General features: G+C 41.1%; 15 protein-coding genes. 10 read left to right on the forward strand and 5 right to left on the reverse strand.

All coding sequences use genetic code 11. The features are described 5' to 3' along the window. Positions 1-22: 22 nt before the first annotated feature. Positions 23-1,138 (forward strand): NADH-quinone oxidoreductase subunit D, encoded by a 1,116-nt coding sequence (locus E4K67_RS02585; protein WP_420841514.1) that lies wholly within the window; start codon positions 23-25, stop codon positions 1,136-1,138. Between the two features lie 144 nt (positions 1,139-1,282). Here E4K67_RS02585 and E4K67_RS02590 read toward each other — a convergent pair whose 3' ends face one another. Continuing rightward, positions 1,283-1,834: a sugar O-acetyltransferase gene (locus E4K67_RS02590; RefSeq protein ID WP_135544827.1), complete on the reverse strand. Its 552-nt coding sequence runs from the start codon at positions 1,832-1,834 to the stop codon at positions 1,283-1,285. A gap of 386 nt (positions 1,835-2,220) precedes the next feature. Here E4K67_RS02590 and E4K67_RS02595 point away from each other — a divergent pair, with 386 nt between their 5' ends. Beyond that, positions 2,221-2,511 carry a nucleotidyltransferase family protein gene (locus E4K67_RS02595; RefSeq protein WP_135544828.1) on the forward strand — a complete coding sequence of 97 codons (291 nt, stop codon included), beginning with the start codon at positions 2,221-2,223 and terminating at the stop codon, positions 2,509-2,511. Next, positions 2,508-2,834, forward strand: a complete 327-nt coding sequence (locus E4K67_RS02600) for a HepT-like ribonuclease domain-containing protein (protein ID WP_135544829.1) — start codon at positions 2,508-2,510, stop codon at positions 2,832-2,834. Before E4K67_RS02595 ends, E4K67_RS02600 begins: the two co-directional genes overlap by 4 nt. A gap of 114 nt (positions 2,835-2,948) precedes the next feature. On the opposite strand, the gene E4K67_RS02605 is transcribed toward E4K67_RS02600, so the two are convergent. After that, complete coding sequence (locus tag E4K67_RS02605) at positions 2,949-3,191, reverse strand: hypothetical protein (RefSeq protein WP_135544830.1); 243 nt, start codon at positions 3,189-3,191, stop codon at positions 2,949-2,951. Between the two features lie 51 nt (positions 3,192-3,242). Here E4K67_RS02605 and E4K67_RS02610 point away from each other — a divergent pair, with 51 nt between their 5' ends. Further along, on the forward strand, positions 3,243-4,106 hold the full coding sequence (locus E4K67_RS02610; RefSeq protein WP_135544831.1) for an SAM-dependent methyltransferase: 864 nt from the start codon (positions 3,243-3,245) through the stop codon (positions 4,104-4,106). A 225-nt stretch (positions 4,107-4,331) separates the two neighbouring features. Here the strand turns inward: E4K67_RS02610 and E4K67_RS02615 are convergent, their stop codons facing one another. From E4K67_RS02615 to E4K67_RS02625, 3 genes are all read right to left on the reverse strand, one after another. Beyond that, on the reverse strand, positions 4,332-5,453 hold the full coding sequence (locus E4K67_RS02615) for a 4Fe-4S binding protein (RefSeq protein ID WP_135544832.1): 1,122 nt from the start codon (positions 5,451-5,453) through the stop codon (positions 4,332-4,334). Positions 5,454-5,509: 56 nt separating this feature from the next. Continuing rightward, a complete protein-coding gene (locus E4K67_RS02620) occupies positions 5,510-5,851 on the reverse strand; it encodes an SHOCT domain-containing protein (protein WP_135544833.1) in 342 nt (113 codons plus the stop codon). Positions 5,852-5,946: 95 nt separating this feature from the next. Then, a complete protein-coding gene (locus E4K67_RS02625) occupies positions 5,947-6,420 on the reverse strand; it encodes a hypothetical protein (protein WP_135544834.1) in 474 nt (157 codons plus the stop codon). A gap of 183 nt (positions 6,421-6,603) precedes the next feature. On the opposite strand from E4K67_RS02625, the gene E4K67_RS02630 reads away from it, so the two are divergent. From E4K67_RS02630 to E4K67_RS02655, 6 genes are all read left to right on the forward strand, one after another. Next, positions 6,604-7,302 carry a response regulator transcription factor gene (locus E4K67_RS02630; protein ID WP_135544835.1) on the forward strand — a complete coding sequence of 233 codons (699 nt, stop codon included), beginning with the start codon at positions 6,604-6,606 and terminating at the stop codon, positions 7,300-7,302. Then, positions 7,289-9,121, forward strand: a complete 1,833-nt coding sequence (locus E4K67_RS02635) for a sensor histidine kinase (RefSeq protein ID WP_135544836.1) — start codon at positions 7,289-7,291, stop codon at positions 9,119-9,121. The genes E4K67_RS02630 and E4K67_RS02635 overlap by 14 nt, the downstream gene beginning before the upstream one ends. A 654-nt stretch (positions 9,122-9,775) precedes the next feature. Beyond that, positions 9,776-11,356 carry a [FeFe] hydrogenase, group A gene (locus E4K67_RS02640; RefSeq protein ID WP_135544837.1) on the forward strand — a complete coding sequence of 527 codons (1,581 nt, stop codon included), beginning with the start codon at positions 9,776-9,778 and terminating at the stop codon, positions 11,354-11,356. 20 nt (positions 11,357-11,376) lie between these two features. Next, positions 11,377-12,153: a 4Fe-4S dicluster domain-containing protein gene (locus E4K67_RS02645; protein ID WP_135544838.1), complete on the forward strand. Its 777-nt coding sequence runs from the start codon at positions 11,377-11,379 to the stop codon at positions 12,151-12,153. A gap of 30 nt (positions 12,154-12,183) precedes the next feature. Continuing rightward, on the forward strand, positions 12,184-13,407 hold the full coding sequence (gene nrfD / locus E4K67_RS02650) for an NrfD/PsrC family molybdoenzyme membrane anchor subunit (protein ID WP_135544839.1): 1,224 nt from the start codon (positions 12,184-12,186) through the stop codon (positions 13,405-13,407). 133 nt (positions 13,408-13,540) lie between these two features. Beyond that, positions 13,541-14,587, forward strand: coding sequence for a 4Fe-4S dicluster domain-containing protein (locus E4K67_RS02655; RefSeq protein ID WP_199242437.1), 1,047 nt, complete (start codon positions 13,541-13,543; stop codon positions 14,585-14,587). Positions 14,588-14,619 lie beyond the last annotated feature (32 nt).

Here is a 14,619-nt window from a genome sequence, read left to right on the forward strand (position 1 = left end):
AACAAAATTCAGGCAGAAAGGAATGATAAACGAAGTGAGTATAGAAGAAACAGAAAAACTTATTTTAAACATGGGTCCTCAGCACCCGAGTATGCATGGGTTATTTCGCATGGTGGTCCATTTAGAGGGGGAAACAATTACCAAAATTGAACCTAAACTTGGATATCTTCATCGCGGGATGGAGAAACTTGCTGAAGGTCGAACCTATGCCCAGTTCATCCCCTATACGGACCGGTTGGATTACCTGGCAGCTCCGCATAATAACTGGGCCTATGTCCAAACCGTAGAAAAACTTATGGGTGTTGAAATTCCCGAACGGGCGGAATACCTCCGGGTTATTTTCGGTGAACTTTCCCGGATTGCCAGTCACCAGGTTATGATTGCCAGCACGGCTCTTGATATGGCAGGGTATACGGCCTGGATGTATATATTCCGTGATCGCGAACGGATCTTAGATATGTATGAGATGAGCGCTGGAAGCCGCTTGACCGTCAATATCATGCGCATAGGGGGAATAAGTACAGAACCACCTGCAGAATTTTGGCCTGCTCTTCAATCATTCCTTGATGATTCTCCAGAGATGCTTGAAGAATATTACAACATTTTTTTCGGAAATGAGATCGCCCAAGGACGCATGAAGAACGTGGGTATCTTACCGAAGGAACTTGCGGAAAACCTTTCTATAACTGGACCAGTATTACGTGCTTCCGGAGTTAATTACGACGTTCGTAAAACAGAACCGTACAGTATCTACGATCGATTTGACTTCAAGGTACCCGTTCGAACAGGGTGCGATTGTTATGACCGTACGATAATCCGGATGGATGAGATCGTGGAAAGTATCAAGATCATTAAACAAGCGGTCCGTGATATTCCGGAAGGCTTGATTATGGCCAAGGTGCCTAAAGTTATCAAACCTCCGGCTGGTGAAGTTTATCACCGCGTTGAGAATCCCAAAGGGGAATTGGGCTTCTATATCGTCAGTGATGGAACGACGAAACCAGCACGAGTACGTATCCGACCGGCCACCTTCATCAACTTGCAAATGCTCCCAATAGTGGCTTTAGGATGGAAAATACAAGACGTTATCATGATTTTTGCGACGCTTGATGCTGTATTGGGGGAAGTCGACAAGTAAAACCGTAATCTTTACCGGAAAAGTGGCAGAGCTTACATCTGACTTAAGTAAAGATCCTTCTTCAAAGAGGGTTCTAACAAATTGTCCAACTACATAGAGGTTGGACGGCATTTATACAACTGGATTTAAGAATAATTCGTAGCATTAAATGCTTTTAATAACTCTGCATGGGTTACCTACAGCGATTACATGGTCAGGTATATCCTTAGTCACGACACTTCCTGCACCTATAGTTACGTTATCTCCAATTTTTACTCCTGGGCATATTATTGTTCCACCACTCCAAACATTATTTCCTATCACAATTGGTTTAGCGTATTCTTTGCCAGTAAGTCTTTCTGTAGGGTCAATAGGATGTGCCGCTGTATAGATTTGAACATTTGGTGCTAAAAGTACATTATCTCCGATTTTAACCTTATTAACATCGAGTATAATACATCCATAGTTGGCATAAAAATTTTCGCCAATTTCTATATTATAACCATAGTCACAATTAAATGGTGCTTCGATATGAAACGAACCTTTAGAATTAAACAGTTGCTTTAGAATTTGCTGTCTTTTTTCTTTTTCATTTGGTCTTGTGTGGTTAAATTCGAAAGTCAGATTCCTTGCATAATTTCTTTCTCTTACTAACTCTTCATCACCAGCATTATAGTAATCGTCTGATAACATTTTCTCTTTTTCGCTTTTTTTCATATGGTTCTCCTCTATTGTTAAGTATAAAGTTATTTTTGCTTAAATCTGCAACTTTAAACAAATATGTCTTGTGTCCATCAATATATATGGTAGCTTCACCCCAGTCGATTTGCACTGCATAAGGAAGAGGAACACTGTTCTGTGGTGGGACTGTTCTTTCTGCTTTAAGACTTCTAATTGCTGTACGCAATATTTGATATTATTCTACAGGGTAAACTAACTCACTGTCAAAAGGTGCTGAAGTGGTACACTTTTATTACATTATCATTCACAGACGAGATAACAATTGTCTTTGAGATGGGCGTTGGATTCAGGAGTTAGACGACAGCCTAGAAGGTATTTATTATTATGGAAAAATACGGTATAATATTTCTGAGGTGATTTGAATGCAGGCTATTAAAGATATCATTAGTAAACGTGATCAGATTATTAGTATTGCGTCACATTACAAAATGTTTAATGTTAAACTATTTGGCTCTGTACTTAGAGAAGAGGAAAACGCGGAAAGTGACATAGACTTTTTGGTTGATTGTGGAGATGATTGTTCTCTGTTTGACCTTATCTCACTGAAATATGATTTAGAAGAAATTTTAGGTAGAAAGATTGATGTGGTCACTTCGGATTCTGTGCATTGGACGTTAAAGGACAAGATAGCACAGGAGGCTAGACCCATATGAAAGATGACAAGGTATTTCTTCAAAACATCCTTGAGTGCATCGTGAAGATTGAAACATATACTAACTCTGGTAAACAAAAATTCATGAGTTCAGACCTCATTCAGGATGCGGTTATTCGGAATCTCGAAATAGTCGGAGAAGCTACAAAGAGAGTATCACAAGGAACCAAAGAACAACACCAAGAAATTCCATGGAGACAAATGGCCGGACTACGCGATGTGTTAATACATGATTACATGGGAATTAGTTTGAAAATTGTTTGGAATGTGGTACAGAACGAGTTGCCTCAACTTAAAACTAAAATAATAGAATTATTGGATTAAGCACTGGACTTTTTTAGTTCAGTGTTTGTTTATTTGGAGTTAGGTAGGCGTATTACTAATAGCGATTTCATGATGTTTGAAAGTGTAAAAGGGTTCACAGTAACCGATAAATGATCAAAACAAATTATCGGTCACTTCTATATATGCAGGGTTTGACAAATAAAGTTCCGACATAAGACCCCAATAGTTATCTCCAAAATCAACATTCTTTACAAACTCATTGGTCTCATTAATAGCATTTATCAGCTTAGCAACAATTTGTTGATCAGAATGGAATTCAAGCAGATTAACCGATGTATCAAAAACAGCAATAGTTTTACCCTTAGATAAAATTACAGAAAAATAACCAATCATCAATGATCCGATGCCTAAATATTGTATGGATTAACTTACAAGGAGGAGAAAATTATGGCAAAAGAAGCCGCTAAAACAGGAGTTGCTCCAACAACGCTAGTCGCTATTGAGCAATACTATCCTAAGAAGAAGCGCATCATCGAGGATGACTTGGCCCATCTGATACTGCCGTCCGGTCGTGCCTTTTTATGGCTGCTACGGTCTAATTCGATCAGGGCTTGGATGGTTAGAGCAACTGAGAAAGACTTTCCCGGCATGTGGGGGGGTATGATGTGCAGAAAAAGGTACATTGATGAAAAACTAATCGATTCTCTCAATCAGATTGACGCGGTAGTGAATCTGGGTACAGGATTTGATACTCGGGCATATCGGTTGCCTGCTCTTTCTGACATACCTGTTTGGGAGCTCGATCAACCTGAAAACATCAACCAAAAGCAGATCAGACTTCGTAAGGTGTTTGGAACAACTCCTTCACATGTTGAACTAGTTGCAATAGACTTCGACCGTGAAGATCTAGGTACCGTACTGGGATCGCACGGTTACTCTGCGGACAAGCGGACATTTTTCATATGGGAAGCTGTTACTCAATATCTAACAGAAAAAGGCCTTAGGACAACCTTTGATTTTCTGGCTAAGGCCGCGCGTGGTAGCCGTCTTGCTTTCACATATGTTCGCAAGGACTTTCTTGAAGGGCGAGTTATGTATGGCTGGGAGAAGGGCTACAAAAGGTTTGTGACAAGTAAGATTTGGATTTTTGGGATGGATCCCGAAGCATGGCCGAACTTTCTAAAAGAGTACGGTTGGCAGGTAATCAAGGACATGGGTTACGATGAAATGGCCGAGAAATATGTTAAACCTACTGGTCGGCTACTAGCCTCAACACCGATCGAACGAATGGTCTACGCGGAAAAATTGTAAGAGCTTTTTATGACAATACAGATTTTTAATGATAAACGACCTAATAAAAAACTGCCTATTAAAAGATTTAGATAATTTCTCACATAACAAAATTCAAAATATATGAAGTAATGGACAGTTCACTCGGCTATAAAGTTTTATTATTAGATTGAATGCAAAATAGTAGCAACTCCTAAAGACCCATATTTAGCTCCTCCGTCACAATGATCCCGAGGTAAAGTGCGTCTATTTAGTTCGCATAGATTCCTTTGCCTGATCGAAATCATAGCCTTCGGCTATTTCGGATATTTCTTTCATCTTTGTTTCTGCAGGAACGTTTTCAGGAATCTTGAATTTAACATAAAATACTTTCAGGTCTGTTTTGGTGGACTCTGCTGCTTCTTTGATACTCATATACCCTTTGACTTCGTCATAATTAAGGGATTCTCCCGCTTTTAGTGGGGTTGGAGTGAGTTGATATAGTCCAGCGGCCTGTGAAGCAAATATTGAGCCAAAGAACACCACCATCACCAGAGCAATTATAGGCAATGGCTTTATAATCTTATTGCCCATCTGGTGATCAAGAGCCCCTGCCTTGGGGCAGTTTAAGACACAGGTCTGACAATTCATACACTCTGCCGTCGTAACCTTAAAACTGTGCTGGACATCAATATTCATCGGACAGCCCTTAGTACATATTCCACAATCGATACATATACTTTCGTTCCTGACCACTTTAAAGGGGCTTATTTTACCTACGATTCCGTAAAGTACCCCCATAGGACAAAGGTATTTGCAAAAAAATCGGTCATAAATCAGTGAACCAAGAACAGTAATAACCAGAATTATTAAACCTACTGCCGATTCGGACCACACACTTTCTAATCCCTCGGGAAGATGTGCATAGGTTGCCCATGGATCATAGGGTGCCATCCATAATCCCGCAGTCTTCCAAGCATAAATTACTGTAACAACAAGCACTACGTATTTCAAATATCTTAAAGGCTTATCGATGGTAGCAGGCATAATCCACTTTCGCTTGAAAATCTTCTGACCAAGTTTTGCAAAGAATTCTTGAATTGCGCCAAAGGGACAAATCAATCCGCAAAAACTTCGTCTGAAAAGAATCGCAACAACTAGAGTGATTACAAACAGGGTCATTGTTCCTGCAAATATTTTGGCGATGAAGCTTCCTGTTGTGAAGATCTGATAGAGGCTCTCTAGCCCGCCAAAAGGACAGAGTGCATGAATTGAGGGGGCCTTTGTGCCTCCTAATACCTGATGGAGATAGGCTGCGTAGCTAACAAGCACAACGAATAATGCCAATAGAGCCCATCTCAGATATTTTACCAACTTATTGTTCTTCAATTAATGTCCCCCTTAAATTCTTATATATTAAAAGTTTAACTTGAGGCCATAAGAGATTATGCAAGGGCTGTCTTTCTCGTCTTTATAGTGTCACGCATTTTTACAAACTCAATCGAACTTAAGTTTCCACAGGCATATCTCTCCTTGAGTAATATGATCGCTGAACTATCGGAATCTTCGTCTTGCAAAATTGACTTAACTTCATAGTATTTATCATCATCTATTTCGTTTTTTGCATATCGAACATTTAAAATATCTAAGATTCGTTCATGTTCAGGTTTAGTTCTGGTTGGTGCCATAAATACTATGAAGAAAGCAATAATAGCAAGAACAAGGAGTCCTACCGTAAAGAATGGTGAATAAATAAAATCTGTTCCAATAGAGTGACCATACCTCATACAAACGTCTCCTATCACTAAAAAAATCTCTTTAGAAAAAGTTTCAGCCGGAAAACATTCTGTGTTTCCCAGCTGAAAATACATTAGAATGGTTTCTATTGGTTGTTCAAACCATTCCCCATGCCACGGCCCATGCCGCCACCATTACGTTGTCCTGAACCTCTACCTGTTCCTATTCCTTGTCCAAAACCTACGCCATTGGCTTTACCAATGCCAGCACTGCCAGTTCCGTCGCAGGTTGCCTGGTTCGTCTTTATGGAATTATAGATATCATCCGCCTGGGCCTGAGTTAAATTGCCGTCCGCAACTCTTTGGTCAAGAACAAGTTTTTTCTGCTCAAGTGATTGAGCCTTAAATTCATCTAACTTTCCAGCTTCTTGGGCAATGGCTCCATAGGTAGTTCCGGCTGCTCTTTGTGCAGTAACATCTTCTACTGACTTTCCTGTTAAACCAGCCGCTATACCCGCCGGTGTCGTTGTGCCAGTAGCATAGGAAGCACCCGCTACCCCGACTACCCCTAAACTACCAATGATTGTGGCCACAGCTATAAGTTTCTTGAAGTTTTTCATAAAATACACGCTCCTTTTTGATTTAGGTCGTTTTGCTTTGTTTCAACCTTACGACTTTATTATGTCGGGAAATTGTGTCAAAAGTTTGACATAAGTTTGACATAAGTTTGAAACATGCCATAAATATGTCACAAATAATATTCGGATTAATGATAAAATATAGGATGCAAGGACGGTGCGAAAATGAACAAGTATCTACTAATTGCAGATGACAATGATGGCATTCTCGATATATTAAAGACCTATGTCACTAAAGAAGGGTTTCTCCCGATTATTGCGCATGATGGGGAAGAGGCAATAGAAATGTTTATTAAATATAAGCCACTGCTTTTACTACTGGACGTTATGATGCCTAAAAAAGACGGCTTTGCGGTATGTAGGGAAATTCGTCAAAGTTCCAATGTACCCATCATAATGATTACTGCTAAAGGAGAAGATATAGATCGCATCATGGGACTTGATATCGGTGCGGATGATTATATTGTGAAACCCTTCAGCCCGGGGGAAGTCATGGCCCGTATCCGTGCTGTTTTAAGGCGCCTCGATATTTCAGAGGAGCAAAGCGAAGAAGTTGTCTGCCATCCTGGTCTAAAAATTAATATCACGGACTATGAAGTGATGATCGATGATCAGCCTGTCAGCCTTACAAAGAAGGAAATTGAGATTTTATGGCTTTTGGCATCTAACCCGGGAAAGGTTTTCACACGGGATAATCTTTTAAACAGCGTATGGGGTTATGAGTATTTTGGCGATGCTCGCACGGTAGATACCCATATCAAAAGACTAAGGTCTAAAATAAATATTCCTGAAACCTTTAGCTGGGATATAAAAACCATCTGGGGCATTGGGTATAAATTTGAGGTAAAGCATGTTCAAGAATAAAATAGCCGTCAAACTAACGTCGGGCTTTGTAGTCATCGTGCTTATATCAATGCTAGCTATCGGAATATTTTTCATTCAAATGTTTAGGCAATATGCCTTTGATAGCCGGGAAAAGACTATGCTAGCAAGTGCACGCAGCATATCGCTGGCGGTGGCTGACTCCCTACAAACTAATAGTCAGATGCCGGGCTTCGGAGGGTATATGCGTTCTCTTGATACACTAACAGAGTCGAAAGTTTGGATTACTGACAGTAAAGGGGACCTCACCATAATGTCAGGCATGGGGCAAGGCATGGGGCGAGGTCAAGGTCAAGGCCGAGGTATGGGGGCCGGCCTAGGACAACAGGGTAACTTAAATAACTCAGGGCCTCTCCCGAAGGAGGCTGAAAACGTAATTCAAGAGGTTCTTTCAGGTAAGGAATCCGTCAGCGAAAGTTTTAGCAGCGTCTATAACGAAGCGACTCTAACCGTGGGTGTCCCAATCGTTGATACCAACCATGCAGTCATTGGCTCGGTGCTTCTTCATTCTCCGGTAACTGGAGTAACAGAAACGCTATACAAAGCTGTGAGTATATTGGTAGTCAGCCTTCTGGCAGCCTTGATTCTTGCTGTAGGTTTGGGCATTTTCTATTCTCTTCTCTTTACTCGTCCCTTGAAAGCTATGAATCGAACCGCGCTTGAAATAACGCGGGGAAATTATTCAGCCAGAACAGGTGTTGAGCGCAAGGATGAATTGGGACAGCTTGGAAATTCACTTGACACTTTGGCGTCAGAGCTGGGTTCTACGATCAATCAACTTTTTCAGGAGAAAGGAAAGCTCAAAGACATAATAGCGAGTATCTCAGAAGGAATCGTCGCCTTTGATACGAGCCTAAAACCGGTGAGCTTCAATTATGCTCTCGCAGAAATTATGAATAGACCTCAGCCATATTTGAAGGAAGACATGGAAAAAGACCTCAGTAATTTAGAAATTGAAGTTCAGCTTACAAAAGTTATGGACGAAAAAAAGTCATCGCAAGTTCTAAAAGATTGGTCGGGTAAAAAGCTTATGCTTATCTTTTCACCCATTGTGGATAATAATGGAAAGGTGACAGGGAGCGTTGCGTTAGTTCATGATATCAGCGAAAGCGAGCGGCTTGAGCAACTACGTCGGGATTTTGTTGCTAATGTGTCTCATGAATTCCGTACCCCACTGACAGTCATCCGTGGCTCCCTCGAAGCATTGGTGGATGGTACCGTTGAAAAGAGCGAGGATATTACGCGTTATCACCAAAGGATGCTTTTAGAAACCCGTGGCATGGAACGTTTGGTAGGAGATCTCTTAGAGCTTTCCCGGCTTCAATCCGGTAAAATCACAATGCATAAGGAAACTATTCATATCTCCAGCCTTCTGGCAGATACGGTAAAGAGTCTTCAGACAATCGCAGAGAAGAAGGACATTGAAATCGAATATTTATCTGAGCAAAACGTTCCTCCCGTGCTCGGCGATTATGATCGTTTACGTCAACTGTTTGTAATATTCTTAGACAATGCCATTAAATATTCTCCAAATAACACGAAGGTGTCCGTTGAAACAAGAGTTGTTGAGAATAATGTTCTGTCAGTCATAATTCGCGATCAGGGGTATGGCATTTCTGCGGATGAACTAACACATATCTGGGATCGCTTTTATAAAGTCGATAAATCTCGAAAAGGTAATAGTACCGGGCTGGGCCTTGCTATTGCCAATCATCTGATGGAGCTTCACAATGCTAAAGTTTCAGTACAGAGCGAGGTCGAAAAGGGCACTACGATAGAAGTGAAGCTACCCTTAACTTAAAGGCGATATCTGGTATGAACTGCTAAAGACAGCGTCAAAGGGGTTAAAGTTAAGAACTTATAAACAGGCCATGGGTATGAATACTGAATAACGGATATACGATAAAGGACCGAGGCGCAGCCTTGGTTTTTCTTATTACAATTAGAAATTTGTTTAACAGTTTCAAAACCTTCTAAATATTTTCTTTATCAACAAAAGACTTTTTTTAGTAACATAAACGTGACAGATGAAATTCAGATATTAAACTTAAAGGGTTGCTAGTTCGCTCAATAAACATTTATAAGAAAGGAGCATCAATCTTTAAGTCCTCAAAAATTGTATCTAAGATTCCTGATCATATGATTAAAGAAAGGTTTACCCATTAAGACATTAGTTTTAAAAATCATTTTTATTTTGTTCAACTCTGTGAATAAATGCGTTTTTCCTTGAGAGGAAAACTCCTAATACCCCACGACTAAATTTTACTAAACTCTTAATGATTGCGCAGATAAGTGTAAAGTTCACAAAAACAAGTGAAAATTTTCACTTGTTACACAATTCTAAAATTCTTTAATAATGTTATCACTTAATGGGTAGAAAACAATAAAACAGTTTCAGTTGAGAGTTCAATAGCAATTTTGCAAATAGAGTTTACTGAAAAAGGTGGTAAAACACATGGCAAGCAAAGCAGGACAAGTAAAAAATTTGTCCAGACGTTCTTTTCTTAAGTTTGTTGGAGGTGCAAGTTTAGCCGGTGTCTCGCTAAACTTGGCTGGTTGTGGTGAACCAATAACAGTCGATAAAGCTATTGGTGGAAACGGTTGGATGCCAACCCAATACAATACACCAGGTAGCTGGCCAACCAACGTTCGCGGACGCGTTCCAATTGATCCACTAAACCCTTCTATTATTAGAGATGACCAAAAGTGTATTCTTTGCGGTCAATGCATTGAAGTTTGTGAGAAGATTCAATCGGTGTTTGGAAATTACGAACTGCCGATTAAAAAAGAATTTGTTTGTGTAAATTGTGGACAGTGTATTCAATGGTGTCCTTCTGGAGCAATTTCAGAACGGAATGATATTGATAAAGTACTCAAAGCTATCACAGATCCAAACATCACAGTTGTAGTGCAGACTGCGCCAGCAACACGTATTGGTCTTGGCGAAGAATTTGGCCTGCCTGTCGGAACTAATGTTCAGGGCAAACAAGTTGCAGCCTTGAGAAAATTAGGGTTCGACGTAATTTTTGATACTAACTTCACAGCTGACCTGACAATTATGGAAGAAGGCACAGAACTTGTTAAACGTGTTAATGGGGAATTGAAAAAGCCTATTCCACAGTTCACTTCCTGTTGCCCGGGTTGGGTTAAGTTTATTGAATATTTTTATCCTGATCTTATTCCTAATTTATCATCAGCGAAGTCTCCTCAGCAGATGGAAGGTACTTTAATAAAAACCTATTTTGCTGAAAAGAAGGATGTCGATCCCAAAAAAATCTTTTCAGTAGCCATCATGCCTTGTACAGCAAAGAAATTTGAATGTCAACGTCCTGAAATGGCTTCAGCCAGAAATGAATTAAAAGACAGTAATGTTTCAGCGGATGTGGATGTTGTTCTTACCACGAGAGAACTTGCCAGAATGATCAAGAGAGCTGGTATCGATTTTCCTGCTCTTCCTGAAGAGGAGTATGATCAGCTGATGGGTTCTGGAACAGGGGCAGGAGCAATTTTCGGTACCACCGGTGGTGTTATGGAAGCTGCAGCTCGTTCTGCCTATTATCTGATAACTGGACAACAGCCACCTGCCGCGCTTTGGAATTTAACACCTGTAAGAGGAATGCAGGGTGTTAAAGAAGCAGCAGTTGATATTCCCGGTGTTGGTAATCTTAAAGTTGCTGTAATTTCCGGCCTGGCCAATGCCAGAAAGGTTATGGATCAGGTTAGAGCAGGTAATGCTCCTTGGGTTTTCATGGAAGTGATGGCCTGTCCTGGAGGTTGCCAATATGGTGGCGGACAACCCCGTGCGTCTTCTCCTCCGTCAGATGAAGATCGTAATAGGCGTGCTGCATCTTTATATAATATTGATGCTAAGGCAAAACTTCGCAACAGTTATGATAATCCCCAGATCAAACAAGTCTATGCCGATTTCTTAACCGCTCCGATGAGCGAAAAAGCAGAAGAACTTCTGCATACAACTTATGTTTCCAGGGCTGAAGAGTTTGTTGCTAAAAAGTCCGAAGAAAACAAATTATACTAAGTATTAGGAGGTGGAAAAACATGGCAAAGGGAGTGCTCGTAGATATACCGAAATGTATAGGGTGTGAAAGCTGTTCGGTAGCCTGTAAATTGTGGAATGAACTTGAATGGGATCCGCAGGAAAAGAGCAAGACTGCTACAGACAGAGCAAAGGAACCCAATAACGGCTTATGGCCTGAAGAATGGACATCAATCAATCGTTATGACCTCCAGAAGGACGGCTCATCAGTCGGGAGATATGTCAAAACCCAATGTTTTCACTGTGAAGATCCTGCCTGTGTGTCATCATGTTTCTCCAAGGCATTCCAGAAGCTTCCCGAGGGGCCGGTCATCTATGATCAGAAGCTGTGCGTAGGTTGCCGCTACTGCATGATGGCATGTCCATTTGACATACTGAGATACGAATGGAAGAAAGCCATTCCTGGAGTAAGGAAATGCCAGATGTGCCCGACAAGAGTCGCCAATAACATGGAAACGGCATGTACCTCGGTGTGCCCGACAGGAGCAATTACCTTTGGGGACAGAGACCAATTGTTGGCAGAAGCAAAAAAGAGAATCAGAGAAAACGGTTATGTAGACAGAGTATTTGGAGAGAAAGAAGCAGGGGGAACATCCTGGCTTTATATCTCGGATACGCCATTTGAACAGATGAGATTCAGAACGGATGTAACAACCAAGCCGTTACCTTCTTACACAGAAGGATATATGAAAGCTACACCATTTGTAGGGGTCGGCTGGGCGGCCATATTAGCCGGATTGTATATATTTAACAATAAAAACAAGGAACCTCTAGATTAAGACAGCAAAAAACAGGATGGAGAGAAATTTATGGAACTTGTTACTACATTCGTTAACCGTGCAGGAGCGAAATTGAACAGCGTGAGATGGAGGTTTAGAATAACCCCCATGAGATTGGTGTTTATGTCCATAGCAGCCGTAGCCATAGCAGTAATCCTGGTGCGTTTTGTATTAGGCTTGGGAGCGACAACCAACCTAAACGACCAGTGGCCATGGGGATTGTGGATTTCATTTGACGTACTGTTAGGGGTAGCCCTGGCAGGAGGCGGATATGGAACAGCCCTTATAATATACGTACTACGCCGAGATAAGTTTTATCCAATAGCAAGAAGTGCAATGCTGACATCATTATTAGGTTATATTGTTGTCGTACTCGGCTTATTGATTGAGGTAGGACAATGGTTTAACTTCTGGAGACCCTATGTATCATGGGGACATGCCAGCGTATTGTTTGAAGTTTTCTGGTGCATATCATGTTATACATTGATTCAAGTATTGGAATTCTTTGAAGTAGCAACAGAGAAAGTGTTTAAAGGGTTACATAAATACCTTAAGAAAGCAATGCCTGTATTGCTGGTCATCGGTATTACCCTGCCAACCCTGCACCAATCATCACTGGGCCAATTGTTTTATCTAATGGTAGGCAAAGTGAACCCGCTTTGGTGGTCGGCATTTTTGCCGCCGTTCTTCCTGCTATCATCATTTTTTGTCGGGGCAGGCATGATTATTATAGAAAGCAGCTTAGCCGGGAAGGCATTAGATCATAAAGTAGATATCTCTGTCTTAAGAGGGTTGGCCAAAATATCTGGTGGAGCAATGATCTTGTATTTGATCTTAAAGATCGTAGATGTGGCATTACAAGGAACCTTTGCCAATGTTTTTGCCTTTGATCTACCCAGTGTCATGTTCCTGAGCGAACTAGTTTTTGGTGTAATAATACCCATAATCATAGCATTCAGTTCCTTGTCCAGCACTCGTAAAGGCTTGATCTGGTTTGGAATACTTAATGTAGGTGGAGTAATTCTGAACAGGTTTGATGTAGTGTTCACAGGAATGGGAAACTATCTGAACCAATACGGCGGACATTATTTCCCTGCTTGGACAGAGATTATAGTCAGCTTAGGTTTAGTATCAATAGCTTGTTTAGCATACCTATTCATAGCAGAAAATTTCAATATTATGGGTCATCAAGAATCAGAACCTGTCGAAGAAGTAATGACTGAGGATTGTGATTACGCTTCCACCGCGAAGTAAGCACTTTAGCCTCTACAAAAGTCAAACCATTGATAGTACGGGTGTTAAGGAAGTAGAACTGTTTTTACTTAGGGGTGCTGAACAGCCCCTAAAGCTAGGAACATATAACGGCTTGCACAAAAGAGGGGTCTTAATGATTTATAATTGTCAAATTGTATATAATCACGATAATTGCCTCAATAGCAAAAAAGCATTTGTTAATCTTTGCCGGTTATGTATCAACTTCTGTCCCCATCAAGCCATTTCCGTATATCGTGAACTCGATGCCAAACGCTGCACAGAATGCGGGATTTGCATGGCTGTTTGTCCCAGCGATGGATTTGTCTATCGCAATTCCGATAAGCTCTATGATTATATCAAGAATTCAGAGAAAATCGTTTTGAGTTGCCCACAAGCAATTCCGGCGGGCCATGAAATTCCTTGTCTTGGGATTCTGGACCGGGATTTATGGATGACTCTCATGTTATATGCCCGGGAGAAGGAATTGACGATATTCACCGGAGTGTGTGCAGAGTGTCCGGATAAAAAAGCTTGTGGAACGAGTGTGCAGATTTTTAAGGAAGTGCATGACACCTGGAAAGATCATCCGCCGATATGGATTAAAGTTGCATCTGATGATGGGAACTGTGAATCAGCGATCAGGGAAACGATGTCAGAACAAACCCAGAACGAGAGAAAGGGATGGAGGGACATCGGTCGTGAGAAATTCGAGGCAATGTTGCCAGGGATCACTTCCGGCGAAACGTATCTGATTCCGAAGACTCGGCAGTTCTTGGGGGAAACCTGGAAATCCCGAAAATCCGGGTTTGAGGTACTCCCAATACCGGCCTTAACTGTGAGCGAAAGTTGTACAAATTGCGGTGAATGTTCAGTGATTTGTCCGCAAGGAGCCTTGACGAAAAAGGAAAATAAGGAACAGTTGGCCTTGATTTATGAACCAATAAAATGTGTCCGCTGTCAAAGATGTGTCAGTATATGCCACTCGAAAGCTTTAAGTATGGAAATTAAATCGTTATCTTATCGCTTACTAGCAGGTAAAGTTCTTTTGCACCAAGGAAAAAGACAGTTTTGCTCTCGGTGTGGCAAGCAAGTGTTTGATAGCTTAGAGCCACCATTGTGTATAGCTTGTGCATTGGACTTTAAAGGACAAGATAGCACAGGAGCCTATCACCAGCGGTAGTTTGTTTATGAAGAACCGGATAATCAGAAGCA

Origin of the sequence: Desulfosporosinus fructosivorans, assembly GCF_004766045.1 — a bacterium.
GTDB classification, from domain to species: domain Bacteria; phylum Bacillota; class Desulfitobacteriia; order Desulfitobacteriales; family Desulfitobacteriaceae; genus Desulfosporosinus; species Desulfosporosinus fructosivorans.

Bases quoted from the DNA above. Each gene is read 5' to 3' on its own strand.
- E4K67_RS02585 (WP_420841514.1), top strand. From the start codon at position 23: ATGATAAACGAAGTGAGTATAGAAGAAACAGAAAAACTTATTTTAAAC.
- E4K67_RS02590 (WP_135544827.1), bottom strand. From the start codon at position 1,834: ATGAAAAAAAGCGAAAAAGAGAAAATGTTATCAGACGATTACTATAAT.
- E4K67_RS02595 (WP_135544828.1), top strand. From the start codon at position 2,221: ATGCAGGCTATTAAAGATATCATTAGTAAACGTGATCAGATTATTAGT.
- E4K67_RS02600 (WP_135544829.1), top strand. From the start codon at position 2,508: ATGAAAGATGACAAGGTATTTCTTCAAAACATCCTTGAGTGCATCGTG.
- E4K67_RS02610 (WP_135544831.1), top strand. From the start codon at position 3,243: ATGGCAAAAGAAGCCGCTAAAACAGGAGTTGCTCCAACAACGCTAGTC.
- E4K67_RS02620 (WP_135544833.1), bottom strand. From the start codon at position 5,851: ATGAGGTATGGTCACTCTATTGGAACAGATTTTATTTATTCACCATTC.
- E4K67_RS02625 (WP_135544834.1), bottom strand. From the start codon at position 6,420: ATGAAAAACTTCAAGAAACTTATAGCTGTGGCCACAATCATTGGTAGT.
- E4K67_RS02630 (WP_135544835.1), top strand. From the start codon at position 6,604: ATGAACAAGTATCTACTAATTGCAGATGACAATGATGGCATTCTCGAT.
- E4K67_RS02635 (WP_135544836.1), top strand. From the start codon at position 7,289: ATGTTCAAGAATAAAATAGCCGTCAAACTAACGTCGGGCTTTGTAGTC.
- E4K67_RS02640 (WP_135544837.1), top strand. From the start codon at position 9,776: ATGGCAAGCAAAGCAGGACAAGTAAAAAATTTGTCCAGACGTTCTTTT.
- E4K67_RS02645 (WP_135544838.1), top strand. From the start codon at position 11,377: ATGGCAAAGGGAGTGCTCGTAGATATACCGAAATGTATAGGGTGTGAA.
- nrfD (WP_135544839.1), top strand. From the start codon at position 12,184: ATGGAACTTGTTACTACATTCGTTAACCGTGCAGGAGCGAAATTGAAC.
- E4K67_RS02655 (WP_199242437.1), top strand. From the start codon at position 13,541: ATGATTTATAATTGTCAAATTGTATATAATCACGATAATTGCCTCAAT.